The following is a 14933-nucleotide window of genomic DNA, read 5'->3' on the forward strand; positions in this document are numbered from 1 at the left end:
GTGGGAGCGAGCCTGCTCGCGAAGGGGTCATAACTAACGCCGCAGATGCATCAGATGGCCGCCACTCGCGCAAACCCCGCACGAATCTTCTCTTCCGGCAAATCATCGGCAATAAACACGATCACGCTTTCCCGCACCTCGCCCTCTGCCCATTCCGTGTCCCAGTCGAAACCGTAAAGCTTCAGCACTCCCTGAAACACCATCCGCCGAGGCTCACCAACGATGCTTAGCACACCTTTGTAACGCAGCAGTTGCTTGCCGTGCTCTTCCAGCAAGTCGTTCATGAATTCACTGAGCCTGTCGATATCCAGCGGCTTGTCGGTACGCAGCACCAGGCTGGAAATACGATCAATAGACGGCGTTTTGCTGACCGGGCGCAAACTCACACCGCCGCCGAGGTCGGCATTGAGGTTGAAACCACGCACGTCAAGCAATTCGGCGAGATCGATCTGGCCATGATCGACCACACGGATCGGCGCGCGACGGTTGATACGGGTCAGGCGCTCGCTTAAGGCGTTGAACGTCGGCTCATCCACCAGATCGCGCTTGCTCACCAACAGGCGATCGGCGAAACCGATCTGTGCCTGGGCGATGGTCTGGGTCAGGTGCACGTCAGCGTGCGCGGCATCGACAAGGGTAATGATGCCGTCAAGGATGTAACGTTCGCGCAGCTCTTCGTCGATGAAGAAGGTTTGCGCCACCGGTGCCGGATCGGCCAGCCCGGTGCATTCGATCACGAGGCGATCGAAGGCGATTTCACCGCTGTCCAGGCGTTCGAGCAGCAGGTACAACGCCTTGGTCAGGTCGGTGTGGATGGTGCAGCAGACGCAGCCATTGGACAGCGTCATCACTTGCACCGGCTCATCGCCCAACAACTGGGTGTCGATGCCGGCGTCACTGAATTCGTTCTCGATCACGGCGATTTTCAGTCCGTGCTCGACTTTGAGCAGATGGCGCAACAGCGTGGTTTTGCCCGCGCCGAGGAAGCCGCTGAGGATCGTGACTGGGATGGGAGATAGCAAACCTGATTTTCCTTCAAAAATAAGGGCGCAAAAATAACTGTAGGAGCGAGCTTGCTCGCGATAAACACAAGGACAACGCGTGCATTCAGAAAGCACGCGTTATCGTTGACGTCCATCGCGAGCGAGCTCGCTCCTACAAGAGGCTTAACGGGTCAACAGCACTTCGGCCCACCCTTGCCACCGTAACGAGCTTCCTGGCGTTCCCGGAAGAACATCTCGTAGCTCATCACCGGTTTGTCCGGGTGCTTGGTTTGCATGTGCTCGACGTAGTTGTCGTAGTCGGGCATGCCGACCATCAGGCGTGCGGCCTGACCCAGGTATTTACCGAGGCGACTCAGGTCATTGAACATGGTTGCAATCCTCGATTACGCGTCTGGCACAGCATGAAATGGCGCTTCTTTATCCGTACGTTCCTTTGTACCCCAGGCAGCAATGCCGACCTTGAGCGCATAAAACAGGATACTGAAGACCACGAACAGGAACAGCGCCGTCAGCGTCGCGTTGGTGTAGGCGTTGAAGATCACGTGCTGCATCTGCGTGATGTCCTTGGCCGGGGCAAGGATCTGACCGTTGGCCAGCGCATCGCTGTATTTTTTCGCCAGGGCCAGGAAGCCGATCGCCGGGTTGGCGTCGAACAGCTTGATGAAGCCTGCGGTGACGGTGCAGATCAGCAGCCACACGGCGGGCAGCATCGTGACCCAGATGTAGCGCTGGCGTTTCATTTTGATCAGTACCACGGTCGCCAGCATCAGCGCGATACCGGCCAGCATCTGGTTGGAAATACCGAACAGCGGCCACAAGGTGTTGATACCACCGAGCGGATCGATCACACCTTGGTACAGCAAGTAACCCCACATCGCCACGCAACCGGCCGTTGCGATCAGGTTGGCGGTCCAGGATTCGGTGCGTTTAAGCGCCGGCACGAAGGAGCCAAGCAAGTCCTGCAGCATGAACCGTCCGGCACGGGTACCGGCGTCGACTGCGGTCAGGATGAACAGCGCTTCGAACAGAATCGCGAAGTGGTACCAGAATGCCATGGTGTTTTCACCCGGCAGCACGCTGTGCAGGATCTGCGCGATACCGACCGCCAGGGTCGGTGCGCCGCCGGCGCGAGCCAGGACAGTGGTTTCACCGATATCCTTGGCCACCGCTTGCAAGGCTTCCGGAGTAATTGCAAAACCCCAGCTGCTGACGGTTTGCGCCACTTGCATCACATCACCGCCGACAATTGCCGCGGGGCTGTTCATGGCGAAGTACACGCCTGGCTCGATCACCGATGCGGCAACCATGGCCATGATGGCCACAAAGGATTCCATCAGCATGCCGCCATAACCGATGTAGCGGGCATGGCCTTCGCTGGCGAGCAACTTCGGTGTCGTACCGGAGGCAATCAGCGCGTGGAAACCCGAGACCGCACCACAGGCGATGGTGATGAACAGGAACGGGAACAGACCGCCCTTCCACACCGGCCCGGTGCCGTCGATGAACTGGGTCAGTGCCGGCATTTTCAGCTCGGGCATGGTGATCAGGATGCCGATCGCCAACGCGACAATGGTGCCGATTTTCAGAAAGGTCGACAGGTAGTCGCGCGGTGCGAGAATCAGCCACACCGGCAGCACGGCGGCAACGAAACCGTAGCCGATGAGCATCCAGGTGATCTGGATTCCGGTGAAGCTGAACGCCTTGGCCCAGACCGGATCGGCAGCAATCTGCCCGCCGAGCCAGATAGAACCCAGCAGCAACAGCACGCCAACCACGGATATTTCACCGATGCGGCCCGGGCGGATGTAGCGCATGTAAATGCCCATGAACATCGCGATCGGGATGGTCGCCATCACCGTGAAAATGCCCCACGGGCTTTCGGCCAGGGCCTTGACCACGATCAGCGCCAGCACCGCGAGGATGATGATCATGATCAGGAAGCAGCCAAACAGCGCGATGGTCCCGGGGATGCGGCCCATTTCTTCACGGACCATGTCGCCCAGCGAGCGACCGTTGCGGCGGGTGGACAGGAACAGGACCATGAAGTCCTGAACCGCACCGGCCAGCACCACGCCGGCAATCAGCCACAGTGTGCCGGGCAGATAACCCATCTGCGCCGCCAACACAGGACCGACCAGCGGCCCCGCGCCAGCGATGGCCGCGAAGTGGTGACCGAAGAGAATGTGTTTGTTGGTCGGCACATAGTCCAGACCGTCATTGTTGAGCACGGCGGGGGTGGCCCGTCGCGGGTCGAGTTGCATCACATTGGTAGCGATGAACAGACTGTAATAGCGGTATGCAACCAGATAAATGGCCACGGCGGCGACCACAATCCACAAGGCATTGATCGCCTCGCCTCGGCGCAATGCCACTACGCCAAGGGCGCACGCTCCTACGATTGCCAGCAGCAGCCAGGGCAGATGGCGTAGCAGGCTATTATTATTTTTCATTTTATGATTCCAGCCAGGGTGGACAAGAAAGACAGCCACCCCGAGTTTAGCTCTCCTGACGGCAAAGGCCATACCCCGACATTGGTCTAGGAATTTGCCTTCGGTGGCAGCCTTAGGCGATGCGGGTCTATAGTCAGCGAACCTTATCGAGGATTGCACCATGAGCGACCATCGCGCCGATCGCCGCCGCTTCAAACGTATAGCGTTCGATGCCAGAACTGAGCTGAGTCAAGGGGAAGTCACCTGGCCAGTGAAGCTGGTGGACTTGTCGCTCAAGGGGTTGCTGATTGAGAAGCCCGTTCTGTGGTCGGGGGATCAATCGAAGGACTTCTTCGTCGATATTCATCTGACCGACGAAATCGACATCGCCATGGATGTGCACCTGACGCACGAAGACCACGGTCAGCTGGGCTTCGTCTGCCGGCACATAAGCCTGGAATCCATCGAACGCCTGCGGCGGTTGATCGAGCTCAATCTGGGCGATGCTCAGGAGCTGGAACGTGAGCTGGGTGCGCTGATTGAGGTTTGAACGTTCTATGTAGGAACTGCCGCAGGTTGCGATCTTTTGATTTTGATTTTCAACGCCCTTGAAGACGCCAAGATCAAAAGATCGCAGCCTGCGGCAGCTCCTACAGGGGGGTTATTCGAATAGTGCGTCGAGGGCTTGCTCGAGGCGTGTGACGGCGATGATCTGCAACCCCGGCGGGGCCTCTTTCGGCGCATTCCCCTTGGGCACGATGGCGCGTTTGAAACCGTGCTTGGCGGCTTCCTTCAAGCGCTCCTGGCCGCTCGGCACCGGACGCACTTCACCCGACAAACCCACTTCGCCGAACACCAGCAGATCATGCGGCAATGGCCGGTTGCGCAAACTGGACATCACCGCGGCCATCAGCGCCAGGTCGGAGGCCGTTTCAAGCACTTTCACACCGCCCACCACGTTGAGGAACACGTCCTGATCGTGGGTCGGAATGCCACCGTGCCGGTGCAACACGGCCAACAACATCGCCAGCCGATTCTGATCCAGCCCCAGCGTGACCCGTCGCGGATTGGCCAGGTGGCTGTCATCCACCAGCGCTTGAACCTCCACCAGCATCGGCCGTGTGCCTTCCCACGTCGCCATGACCACACTGCCCGGGACTTCCTCCTGAGCGCGCGTGAGAAAAATCGCCGAAGGGTTAGAGACTTCTTTCAAACCCTTGTCGGTCATCCCGAACACGCCCAATTCGTTGACGGCGCCGAAACGATTTTTCACCGCCCGCAACAGACGCAAGCGTCCATCGGACTCCCCTTCGAAATACAGCACAGTGTCGACCATGTGCTCGAGCACTCGTGGCCCGGCCAACGAGCCTTCTTTTGTGACGTGACCGACCAGGAAAATCGCGGTGCCACTCTGCTTCGCATAGCGCACCAGCAACGCCGCACTTTCACGAACCTGGGACACCCCGCCCGGCGCCGATTGCAACTGTTCGGTGAAGATCGTCTGGATCGAGTCGATCACCATGACCTTGGGTTTTTCGACCCGAGCCGTAGCGATGATGGTTTCGATGCAGGTTTCGGTCATGACCCGCAGTTGGTCCTGCGGCAAGCCGAGGCGACGGGCGCGCATGGCTACTTGCTGCTGGGATTCTTCGCCAGTGACATAGAGCGCCGGCATGCTCTTGGCCAGGTTGCATAGGGTTTGCAACAGAATGGTCGATTTACCGATGCCGGGGTCACCGCCGATCAACACCACCGACCCATCCACCAGGCCACCGCCCAGCACGCGGTCAAGCTCGCTGGACGCAGTGGAGAAACGCGGAATTTCTTCCACGCTGACTTCGGCCAGGGTCTTGATCTGGGCCTGTTGCCCCGTCCAGCCGGTACGCCCGCTCGGAGCCGCAGCACCACCGCTCTCGACCATGGTCTCAGTCAAGGTGTTCCAGGCGCCGCACTCGCCGCATTGACCGGCCCACTTGGGAAAAGTCGACCCGCATTCGGTGCAGCCATACATGCGCTTGGCCTTGGCCATTTGAACTCCCGGCAAAAGACCCGATGATAACTCAGGTAGGCCGGATCAGTGCGACGCTGTGGCTTGGCGATTTCGGGGTGACAACTTTTCGAATTAACGACATTGAATCAATACAACTAATGAACGCCTGTATAACTCTCCCACAACAATAGATTTAAAACATCCCCAGCACTTAGCGACAAACCTGTACAGGCCTTAATCAACTTCAACATAGCCGTACAACCTCCTCCCCAATAATCAGCTTGGAAATACAATCAAGAAAATCGAGCACTCGATGAGTGCGTCATGCTCGTGGTTATGTCTTGGCGATATTTCGATACACAACCAACTTATCTGTAGAACTTTAGTAATAGTCAGTCCATCCAGCCTCGACAGTGACCGATAGAAACAACCATGGAAAGATACGCCGAGCCGAGCATAAAAATCACTGAAAGCATTCCCCCGGTTTGACCAGGTTGCTCGCACAATGGGGATCGCATTTTGTAAACTTTTTGCCGGGGACCCGGTCGATACCACGCAAGCGCTGTAAGCAGGTGTTTCGAGCAGGAAGCATTTTGCTGATTTACACTGCGTTCACCAACCTCATCTGTAACAAGGAAATAACCTATGGGCGTGATAAGTGAGTTCAAGGCCTTCGCGGTCAAAGGCAACGTCGTCGACATGGCCGTCGGTATCATCATCGGCGCCGCCTTCGGCAAGATCGTGTCGTCGTTCGTGGGCGATGTCGTGATGCCTCCGATCGGCCTGCTGATCGGTGGGGTGGACTTCAGTGACCTGGCCATCACGCTCAAGGCCGCCGACGGCAATGTCCCGGCGGTGGTGCTCGCGTACGGTAAATTCATCCAGAGCATGATCGACTTCATCATCGTCGCGTTCGCAATTTTCATGGGCGTCAAGGCCATCAACCGCCTGAAGCGTGAGGAAGCGGTCGCCCCTACTTTGCCGCCGGTTCCGACCAAGGAAGAGGAGCTATTAAGCGAGATCCGCGACCTGTTGAAAGCCCAGAACAATCGGCCCTCGCTTTAGTGCAAGAAAAAACGGCGCCTTTGGGGCGCCGTTTTTTTTACCAGTAGTTTTCTACCGCCACTTGCGCGGGTCGTCGGCTGAGGCTCAAGTGCATGTCCCGCTGTTTAAGCAGCTGGCGGGTGTCATCGATCATCTGCGGGTTACCGCAAAGCATCACCCGTGAATGTTCAGCGGTCAGGGCCAGGCCGGTCGTTCGCTCCAGCTCGCCACTTTCGATCAGCGTCGTAATCCGGCCACTCAACGCGCCCGGATGCTGTTCGCGAGTGACGGTGGCTATAAATTGCAACTTGTGTGCGACCTCCGCCAGATAATCACGCTGTGCCAGCCCGGCGATCAGCTCTTGATAGGCCAATTCACGCGACTCACGCACGCTGTAGACCAGGATGATTCGCTCGAATTTCTCCCACACCTCGAAGTCTTGCAGGATCGACAGAAACGGCGCCACGCCGGTGCCTGTGGATAACAGCCACAAGTCACGCCCGTCGACGAAGCGATCAAGTGTCAGGTAACCAAAGGCCTGGCGCTCGACCAATAACGTATCGCCGACTTCCAGGCGGCTCAATTCACTGGTGAATTCGCCCCCAGGCACCACGATTGAAAAGAACTCGAGAAACTCGTCGTAGGGCGACGACACCATGGAATAAGCCCGCCATACCGTGCTGCCGTCAGCCTTGGTTACCCCCAATCGGGCAAATTGACCCGCGCGAAACCGAAAGCCCGAGTCCCGGGTGGTCCGCAGGCTAAAGAGGTTCGGGGTCAACGGCTGGACGTCGAGCAAGGTCTGGAGAGTGAATTTTTCTGCACTGGCGGTCATGGGTCGCTCCGTTGAACTGGCAGCCCCAGTGTCCCTCAAAGCATTCGAATTAAACACCGACGATTTGTAGTGTCATTGAATTTCACTCTCATATATGCCTCTGACTAACACCTTTGTTAGCATACGAACTATTTAATATTAATCATGACATTTAAAATCACAAACAAAACGCCAACCGGTATTAGAACCGAACAAGTGTTTTTTATAAGACAATAACATCAAAATATTTCAGCGCTTTTATAGGAAATATCCTACACTCGCAACGTGCCGGGTCTCGGATCCAATAAGCACCCTCGCGAAAATATACAATTGGAGTCCCCTATGGAACGGTGGAAGGAATCGCACCTCAATCAACTTTTGATGACGAAGGACATTGAGACTGCCTATCGAATCTCCCTCACTTTTGCGAAAAATATCGGCTACAAATTTTTCGCTTTTTCAACAACTTATCAAACAAAAGGCGGGACGCTTCACACTGTGCGATTAAACAATTACCCGACCGGGTTCGATAAGAATTATGTGGAAAAACTGCATCGTGACATTGACCCGGTAGTAGCGCATTGCAATCACACAATGATGCCAATCATGTGGCATGAAGAACTCTTCTCCAAGGTTCCGTGGTTATGGGATTCGCTCGATTACCATAATATGCGGCATGGGTGGTCACAATCGGTGCTTGACGAAGAAACCGGCCTTTACAGCATTTTGAGCCTGGCCAGAAGCCATTGTCCGGTCACGGCACTTGAGCTGTATGAACACCTCGGCTTTTCAATTTTCATGGGGCAGCACCTCCACGCACTGGTGGCGCAGACGTTGCCCAGGAAAGCCCCTCCCCCTGCTACGCCGCATTTGTCACAGCGTGAAATCGACGTATTGAAACTGGCGGCCGATGGCAAGACCGCGGGCGAGAGCGCGGTCATCCTCAACGTCACCCCCCGTACCGTCAATTTCCACGTACAGAAGGTGATTGAGAAATTCAGAGTCAATAACAAGCTTTCCGCGGTTATTGCGGCTGCGAAGGCAGGCTATCTACCCGGCTGATCAAAAAACCTGCGAGTAATCCAAAAGAAAAAAACGTACCATTTGCGGTCCCTCCTGAGTGATGTTGTGTGAACCTCCACGGCGCATTCCACTCAGCCGGTTCCGCCCGCGAAAACGCCTCTTGGCGGCGGGACACCCGTTGATTACCAAGAGCCCCCGCCCGATGCCTTTGCTCGAAACACCCTTCGCCCGACTCGACCTGATCCGCCAGCCTGAACAACAGAACGAACCCCTTCAAGCGTTTGACGCAGCCGACGAGTACTTGCTCAATCATCTGGCCGAACAGCAACCGTCCACCGAAACACGGGTACTGGTGCTCAATGACAGCTTCGGCGCATTGGCTGCCAGTCTGGTGGGCAAGGTTCTGGTGACCAGCAGCGGGGACTCGTTCCTGGCCTTTCAGGGGATGGAAAAAAATCTGATGCGTAATGGGCAGGCGTTCGATGCGGTGCCGAGCGTGCCTGCCAGCGATGCCTTCACGGGGTCGTTCGACCGGGTACTGATTCGAGTTCCCAAGACACTGGCCCTGCTGGAGGAGCAATTGATTCGCCTGCAAGGTCATTTGGCCCCCGGCGCCCAAGTCATTGCCGCCGCTATGATCAAGCATTTGCCCCGCGCGGCAGGCGATCTGCTGGAGCGCTACATCGGTCCGGTACAGGCATCGTTGGCCGTGAAGAAGGCTCGGTTGCTCATCGCTACCGCTGAAACCAGAACGCCTGCCGTATCGCCTTATCCTTCGCGCTATCGGCTCGACGAACCGGCAATCGAACTGCTCAACCACGCCAATGTATTCTGCCGCGAGGGCCTGGATATCGGCACACGCGCATTTCTGCCGCACTTGCCGAAGAATCTGGGCGCAGCGCGCGTCGCCGACCTGGGTTGCGGCAACGGAGTGCTCGCCATCGCCAGCGCCCTGCAAAACCCCGAGGCTCACTACACGCTGGTGGACGAATCGTTCATGGCCGTGCAGTCGGCGGCCGACAACTGGCGCGCGGCACTGGGTGAGCGTGAGGTGATCATGCGTGCCGGCGATGGCTTGGCGGGCCAGGAACCTCAGTCGCTGGAGGTGGTGCTGTGTAACCCACCGTTTCACCAGCAACAGGTCGTCGGCGACTTTCTTGCCTGGCGGATGTTCCAGCAAGCGCGTGAGGCGCTGGTGACAGGCGGTGCGCTGTACATCGTCGGCAATCGTCACCTGGGTTATCACAGCAAGCTGGCGCGGTTGTTCCGCGGTGTCGAACAAGTGGCGGCGACGCCGAAATTCGTGATTCTCAAGGCACGCAAGTAACTGCAAAAAAAACCCTCCGTCAGGAGGGTTACAAATCCGTGCCACAGGGCAACGGGATGGGATCAGGTGCAGATCAGTGGGTCGTCAAGCCTGCGGCATTCATGAACATGCGCATCAGGCTCGCCACGATGAACAGCGCCACGACGCTGCCGGTCCAGATCATTGCCAGCCAGCCGAGCCGCTGCCAAAGCGGCTTTTTCTCCGCGGCTTCGATCTCCTGCAAGGAATGTTTGCCAGCCATCATCGGGATCTCCTCTAGTGGTAACCATCTTCGTGGGTCACCTTGCCACGGAACACGTAGTAGCTCCAGAAGGTGTAACCCAGGATGAACGGGATGATGAACAAGGTGCCGACCAGCATGAAGCCCTGGCTTTGCGGCGGTGCGGCGGCGTCCCAGATCGAGATTGACGGCGGCACGATGTTCGGCCACAGGCTGATACCCAAACCGCTGTAGCCGAGGAAAATAAGCACCAGCGTCAGCAGAAACGGCGTGTAGTGCGCATTGCGAGCCACCGCGCGAATCAGACCATACATGGTCACCAATACCAGGATGGGCACCGGCAGGAACCAGAACAGGTTCGGCAGGGTAAACCAGCGCGCCGCGATCTCGGCATGGGCCAACGGAGTCCAGATACTGACGATACCAATCACTGCCAGCACCACGAACGCCAGTGGCCGCGCCAGATCGTGCATCTGTTCCTGCAACTTGCCCTCGGTTTTCATGATCAGCCAGGTACAGCCGAGCAGCGCATAAGCCACCACCAGCGCTACGCCGCAGAACAGGGTGAACGGCGTCAGCCAGTCCAGTGAGCCACCGGCAAATTGACGGTTGACCACCGGCAGCCCATCAATGAATGCCCCCAGCGCTACACCCTGGAAGAACGTCGCAGCGACCGAACCACCAATAAACGCCTTGTCCCACAAATGACGCTTGTCGTCCTTGGCCTTGAAGCGGAACTCGAAAGCCACCCCGCGGAAAATCAGCCCGATGAGCATGAAAATCAGCGGCAGGTACAAGGCCGAAAGCACCACCGAATAGGCTAGCGGGAAGGCCCCGAACAACGCGGCACCACCGAGCACCAGCCAGGTTTCGTTACCGTCCCAGACCGGCGCGACGGTGTTCATCATCACGTCACGATCGGTTTTACCCTTGATGAACGGGAAGAGAATCCCGATTCCCAAATCGAAACCGTCCATGACCACGTACATCATGATGCCGAAGATGATGATCACGGCCCAGATCAGCGGAAGATCAATACCCATGACTCAAATCTCCTTTTGTAGGCTTGGGCCGTGGTCGGCATCGGCGGAATCGTCGGCTGCGGACAGCGGACGGGCCGGCGTACGTTTCTTGCCTGGACCGCCATCGGGCGTCTCCGCGCCTTCGTCGATCTTCGGCCCTTTGCGCACCAGGCGCATCATGTAGCCCAGACCGGCACCAAACAATGCGAAATAGACCACGACAAACAGGACCAGGGTGATGCTCATCTGCATGAAGCTGTGATTGGAGGACGCATCCGCCGTGCGCATCAGGCCGTAAACCACCCACGGCTGACGACCGATTTCAGTGGTGAACCAGCCGGCGAGAATGGCAATCAGCCCCGATGGCCCCATCCACAACGCCAGGTACAGGAACGGCCGCGAGGTATACAGCTTGTCGCGCTTGCGCAGCCACAGGCTCCACAAACCGGTGAAGATCATCAGGAAGCCCAGGCCGACCATGACGCGGAATGACCAGAACACGATGGTCGAATTTGGCCGGTCTTGCGGTGGAAACTCCTTGAGCGCCGGCACCTGTTTATCCAGGGAGTGCGTCAGGATCAGGCTGCCCAGGTACGGAATCTCGACCGCGAATTTGGTCTTCTCGGCTTTCATGTCGGGCCAGCCAAAGAGGATCAGTGGCGTCGGTTCATCACCGACGTTTTCCCAGTGACCTTCAATCGCGGCGATTTTCGCCGGCTGATGCTCAAGCGTGTTGAGACCGTGGAAGTCCCCGATGACGGCCTGAATCGGCGCCACGATCAACGCCATCCACATCGCCATCGACAGCATGGTGCGAATCGCCGGGTTGTCCTTGCCACGCAGCAAGTGCCAGGCCGCCGACGAGCCGACGAAGAACGCGGTGGCGACAAACGCCGCCGTGGCCATGTGCATCAAGCGGTAGGGGAACGACGGGTTGAAAATCACCGCCAGCCAATCGGTGGGAATAACCTGGCCGTTGACGATTTCGTAGCCCTGCGGGGTTTGCATCCAGCTGTTGGAGGCGAGAATCCAGAAGGTCGAAATCAAGGTCCCAATGGCGACCATGACCGTGGCGAAGAAGTGCAGTTTGCGTCCGACCTTATTCCAGCCAAACAGCATGACGCCAAGGAAACCGGCCTCAAGGAAGAAGGCCGTGAGGACTTCGTACGTCAGCAACGGCCCGGTAACCGAACCGGCGAAGTCAGAAAAGCGGCTCCAGTTGGTGCCGAATTGGTAGGCCATGACCAGCCCGGACACCACGCCCATGCCGAAGTTGACGGCAAAGATCTTCGACCAGAAGTGGTACAGATCGCGGTAAGTGTCGTTATGGGTTTTCAGCCACAAACCTTCGAGCACCGCCAGGTAACTCGCCAGGCCAATGGTGATGGCCGGGAACAGAATGTGGAATGAGATGGTGAACGCGAACTGAATTCGGGCGAGATCAAGCGCCTCCAAACCGAACATAAGTCTTCCTCTGTCAGGTAATTCCGGCTGAAGGCTTGCGGCCTACACCCACTGCCCCCACGGATATGGAGTGTGGCGAATTTGAATTCGTTCTTTTTTTACAAACATCACAACGTAGGGAGTCTGGCCATCTGGCCGCCGGATCAATTCCATACAGGTTTTGATCTGGATCAAGCATGGGTAAAAGAGTAGTCCGGTTTTGGATGATGGACGGTGTGGTCTTTTGCCGCGTGACAGGTTGCCTCATAGCCCCTGTAGCAGCTGCCGAAGGCTGCGTTCGGCTGCGTTCGGCTGCGTTCGGCTGCGGAGCAGGCGCACATCCGGCTAACTCGGTTCTGCCTGAAGCACCGCAGTGTTCGATATGACGACTGCTGCGCAGCCGAACGCAGCCTTCGGCAGCTGCTACAAGTCACAGAACCAACATCGGTGTCTAGCTAACTAAATTTCCCCCTGCTGCAACTTCTGGTTACAGGTTGGTGATAATCTCGGGCCTCCCCTCGCCCAAGACTCTGCCTCAGATGCCCAGCCAAGCACCGTTGCTGTTACGTCATCACCGCCCTTTCATCGCGTTCTGGCTGGCTCGGGTGTTTACCGCCAGCGGCTTTCAGATGCTCACCGTCGCCATCGGCTGGAACCTGTATCAACTGACCGGGAACGTGCTCGATCTGGGTTTGGTAGGGCTGGTGGAATTCGCCCCTCGCGTGCTCTTCATGCTGCACACCGGACATGTCGCGGACCGCTATGACCGGCGCAAGGTCGCGGCGATCTGCCAATCCGTGCAAGCGTTGATCGCGCTGTCGCTGGCCATTGGCAGCGCGACCGATCATGTCACCCGCGAGATGATCTTCATCCTGGCGTTTATGCTCGGCGCTGCGCGCTCCTTCGAGATGCCGACGACGCAAGCCTTGCTCCCGAGCATCGTTCCCAACGCACTGTTCCCCCGCGCCGTCGCGGCAGCCCAATCGGCACAACAATCGGCAACGATCGTCGCTCCGGCCCTCGGTGGCCTGCTCTACGCCTTCGGCAGTGTCTGGGTCTATGGGCCGACGGTGATTCTCTACATCATCGCCTGCACATTGATGCTCAACCTCCCGGCCCGACAAACACCGTTGAACAAGGGCAAGGCAACGCTCCATTCGTTGATGGCGGGCATCCGTTTCATCCGCAGCCGCCCGGATATTCTCGGGGCGATCTCCCTGGACCTGTTTGCCGTATTGCTGGGTGGCGCGACAGCGTTGCTGCCGGTGTTCGCCAAAGACATTCTGCTGACCGGCCCTTGGGGCCTGGGCCTGCTGCGTTCGGCTCCCGCCGTCGGTGCGTTGCTGATGTCGCTTTGGCTCGCGCGGTTCTCCGTGGATCGCAAGGTCGGCCGGGTGATGTTCACCGCCGTCGGCGTGTTCGGTGTCGCGACCATTGCGTTCGGCCTGTCCACATCATTCTGGTTCTCACTGGCGGTGCTGGTGGTCCTGGGCGCAGCAGACATGATCAGCATGGTGATTCGCGCGTCCTTCGTGCAGCTGGAAACGCCGGACGAAATGCGTGGCCGGGTGAGCGCGGTGAACGGCTTGTTCATCGGCGCTTCGAACCAGCTGGGTGAGTTCGAATCCGGTCTCACCGCCCATTGGTTTGGCACCGTGCCGGCGGTGGTCATGGGCGGCATAGGCACGCTGGTGGTGACGGGCGTCTGGATCAAACTGTTCCCGACCCTGGCCAGTCGCGACCGGATGCATGTGCCGGCGGAAGAAGCCAAAGTTTGAAGCGCTGTCTAGTCCTGAAATAGGTTTACACCTGTTTCACCCCAACGCCCGCACCTTTCGCGTGTACTGCATGGACACGCGCCGATCAGCCCAGACCTCGCGGTTCGTCTGGAGCGGGCCGGGCTTGGTAAGGCGCGGATGTGGCTAGGGGCTCAGACCGACTACGATCTCTGGCAAGCAGAGCAGCGAGAGCAACCGGTCATCAAACTCCTTGCCGTTCACGCCTGACATTTCTAAACCAGCAACTCCCCCGCCACCGTCACCCGCATGGCTTTGCCGCAGAGTTGCTCCACCAGCGTCAGCGCAAACTCCAACGCCGCACCGGAGCCTTGGGCAGTGATGCAATTGCCATCGACCACCACCGGCTGATCGATGAAGTTGCAGCCCGAGAGTTGATGGCTGACCAAAGGCAGGCAGGTCATGCGCCGCTGACGCAGGACGCCAAAGGCTTGCAGTGCCAGGGCCGGGGCTTCGGCGATGCCGGCGAACAAACGCCCGGCCGCTGCCTGATCCTTGAGCAATTGTTGCAAGGGTTGATGGGCCGCCAGGTGTTGCGCCCCGACGGCGCCACCTGGCAGTGCGATCAGGTCGAACGGTTGGGCCAGCAAATCCACCAACATCGCGTCGGCTGTCACTCGGGTGCCACGGGCACAGGTGAGCATGCGCCGTCCTTCGATGCTCGCCACCACCACTTCAACTTTGGCGCGGCGCAACACATCGATCAACGTCACTGTTTGCAGGTCATCGATGCCCTCGGCGAGGGTAATCAAGGCTCTAAAGGTCATGGGCGCAGTCCACAGGATGATCTTTAGAGCGTAGTCAGCTTTCCTGCCCCTTGT

General features: G+C 58.1%; 14 protein-coding genes and 1 pseudogene. 6 read left to right on the forward strand and 9 right to left on the reverse strand.

Features of this window, described 5'->3' with window-relative positions:
* Positions 1 to 50 precede the first annotated feature (50 nt).
* The 3 genes from yjiA to ACA052_RS25080 all read right to left on the reverse strand — a co-directional run bounded on the left by yjiA (position 51) and on the right by ACA052_RS25080 (position 3454).
* Positions 51 to 1022, reverse strand: a complete 972-nt coding sequence (yjiA, locus tag ACA052_RS25070) for a GTPase (protein ID WP_497647249.1) — start codon at positions 1020 to 1022, stop codon at positions 51 to 53.
* Between the two features lie 152 nt (positions 1023 to 1174).
* Positions 1175 to 1372 carry a YbdD/YjiX family protein gene (locus tag ACA052_RS25075; RefSeq protein WP_007895266.1) on the reverse strand — a complete coding sequence of 66 codons (198 nt, stop codon included), beginning with the start codon at positions 1370 to 1372 and terminating at the stop codon, positions 1175 to 1177.
* Positions 1373 to 1387: 15 nt separating this feature from the next.
* Positions 1388 to 3454 carry a carbon starvation CstA family protein gene (locus ACA052_RS25080; RefSeq protein ID WP_497647250.1) on the reverse strand — a complete coding sequence of 689 codons (2067 nt, stop codon included), beginning with the start codon at positions 3452 to 3454 and terminating at the stop codon, positions 1388 to 1390.
* Positions 3455 to 3614: 160 nt separating this feature from the next.
* Here ACA052_RS25080 and ACA052_RS25085 point away from each other — a divergent pair, with 160 nt between their 5' ends.
* The gene (locus tag ACA052_RS25085; RefSeq protein ID WP_497647251.1) at positions 3615 to 3983 is read left to right on the forward strand and encodes a PilZ domain-containing protein; all 369 of its coding nucleotides are present in this window, start codon (positions 3615 to 3617) and stop codon (positions 3981 to 3983) included.
* 111 nt (positions 3984 to 4094) lie between these two features.
* On the opposite strand, the gene radA is transcribed toward ACA052_RS25085, so the two are convergent.
* Positions 4095 to 5462: a DNA repair protein RadA gene (gene radA, locus ACA052_RS25090; protein WP_497647252.1), complete on the reverse strand. Its 1368-nt coding sequence runs from the start codon at positions 5460 to 5462 to the stop codon at positions 4095 to 4097.
* 606 nt (positions 5463 to 6068) lie between these two features.
* Here radA and mscL point away from each other — a divergent pair.
* Positions 6069 to 6488, forward strand: coding sequence for a large-conductance mechanosensitive channel protein MscL (mscL, locus tag ACA052_RS25095; protein ID WP_497647253.1), 420 nt, complete (start codon positions 6069 to 6071; stop codon positions 6486 to 6488).
* A gap of 37 nt (positions 6489 to 6525) precedes the next feature.
* Here mscL and ACA052_RS25100 read toward each other — a convergent pair whose 3' ends face one another.
* A complete protein-coding gene (locus tag ACA052_RS25100; RefSeq protein WP_497647254.1) occupies positions 6526 to 7302 on the reverse strand; it encodes a ferredoxin--NADP reductase in 777 nt (258 codons plus the stop codon).
* A gap of 321 nt (positions 7303 to 7623) precedes the next feature.
* On the opposite strand from ACA052_RS25100, the gene ACA052_RS25105 reads away from it, so the two are divergent.
* Both ACA052_RS25105 and ACA052_RS25110 read left to right on the forward strand, forming a co-directional pair.
* Complete coding sequence (locus ACA052_RS25105) at positions 7624 to 8343, forward strand: autoinducer binding domain-containing protein (protein WP_497647255.1); 720 nt, start codon at positions 7624 to 7626, stop codon at positions 8341 to 8343.
* Between the two features lie 163 nt (positions 8344 to 8506).
* The gene (locus ACA052_RS25110) at positions 8507 to 9631 is read left to right on the forward strand and encodes a methyltransferase (RefSeq protein WP_497647256.1); all 1125 of its coding nucleotides are present in this window, start codon (positions 8507 to 8509) and stop codon (positions 9629 to 9631) included.
* Between the two features lie 73 nt (positions 9632 to 9704).
* Here the strand turns inward: ACA052_RS25110 and ACA052_RS25115 are convergent, their stop codons facing one another.
* Genes ACA052_RS25115 through ACA052_RS25125 form a run of 3 tightly spaced genes read right to left on the reverse strand, consistent with a single transcriptional unit; the run spans position 9705 to position 12337 of the window.
* The gene (locus tag ACA052_RS25115) at positions 9705 to 9872 is read right to left on the reverse strand and encodes a DUF2474 domain-containing protein (protein ID WP_074880353.1); all 168 of its coding nucleotides are present in this window, start codon (positions 9870 to 9872) and stop codon (positions 9705 to 9707) included.
* Between the two features lie 14 nt (positions 9873 to 9886).
* On the reverse strand, positions 9887 to 10894 hold the full coding sequence (cydB, locus tag ACA052_RS25120) for a cytochrome d ubiquinol oxidase subunit II (protein WP_497647257.1): 1008 nt from the start codon (positions 10892 to 10894) through the stop codon (positions 9887 to 9889).
* 3 nt (positions 10895 to 10897) lie between these two features.
* Positions 10898 to 12337: a cytochrome ubiquinol oxidase subunit I gene (locus ACA052_RS25125; RefSeq protein WP_497647258.1), complete on the reverse strand. Its 1440-nt coding sequence runs from the start codon at positions 12335 to 12337 to the stop codon at positions 10898 to 10900.
* A 518-nt stretch (positions 12338 to 12855) separates the two neighbouring features.
* Here ACA052_RS25125 and ACA052_RS25130 point away from each other — a divergent pair.
* Complete coding sequence (locus ACA052_RS25130; protein WP_497647259.1) at positions 12856 to 14094, forward strand: MFS transporter; 1239 nt, start codon at positions 12856 to 12858, stop codon at positions 14092 to 14094.
* A gap of 45 nt (positions 14095 to 14139) precedes the next feature.
* A pseudogene (locus ACA052_RS25135) lies at positions 14140 to 14322 on the forward strand (HigA family addiction module antitoxin); the annotation flags it as partial.
* A 5-nt stretch (positions 14323 to 14327) separates the two neighbouring features.
* On the opposite strand, the gene ACA052_RS25140 reads toward ACA052_RS25135, so the two are convergent.
* On the reverse strand, positions 14328 to 14879 hold the full coding sequence (locus tag ACA052_RS25140; protein WP_497647260.1) for a DJ-1 family glyoxalase III: 552 nt from the start codon (positions 14877 to 14879) through the stop codon (positions 14328 to 14330).
* Between the last annotated feature and the right edge of the window lie 54 nt (positions 14880 to 14933).

It is taken from the genome of Pseudomonas sp. LBUM1644 (genome assembly GCF_059716195.1).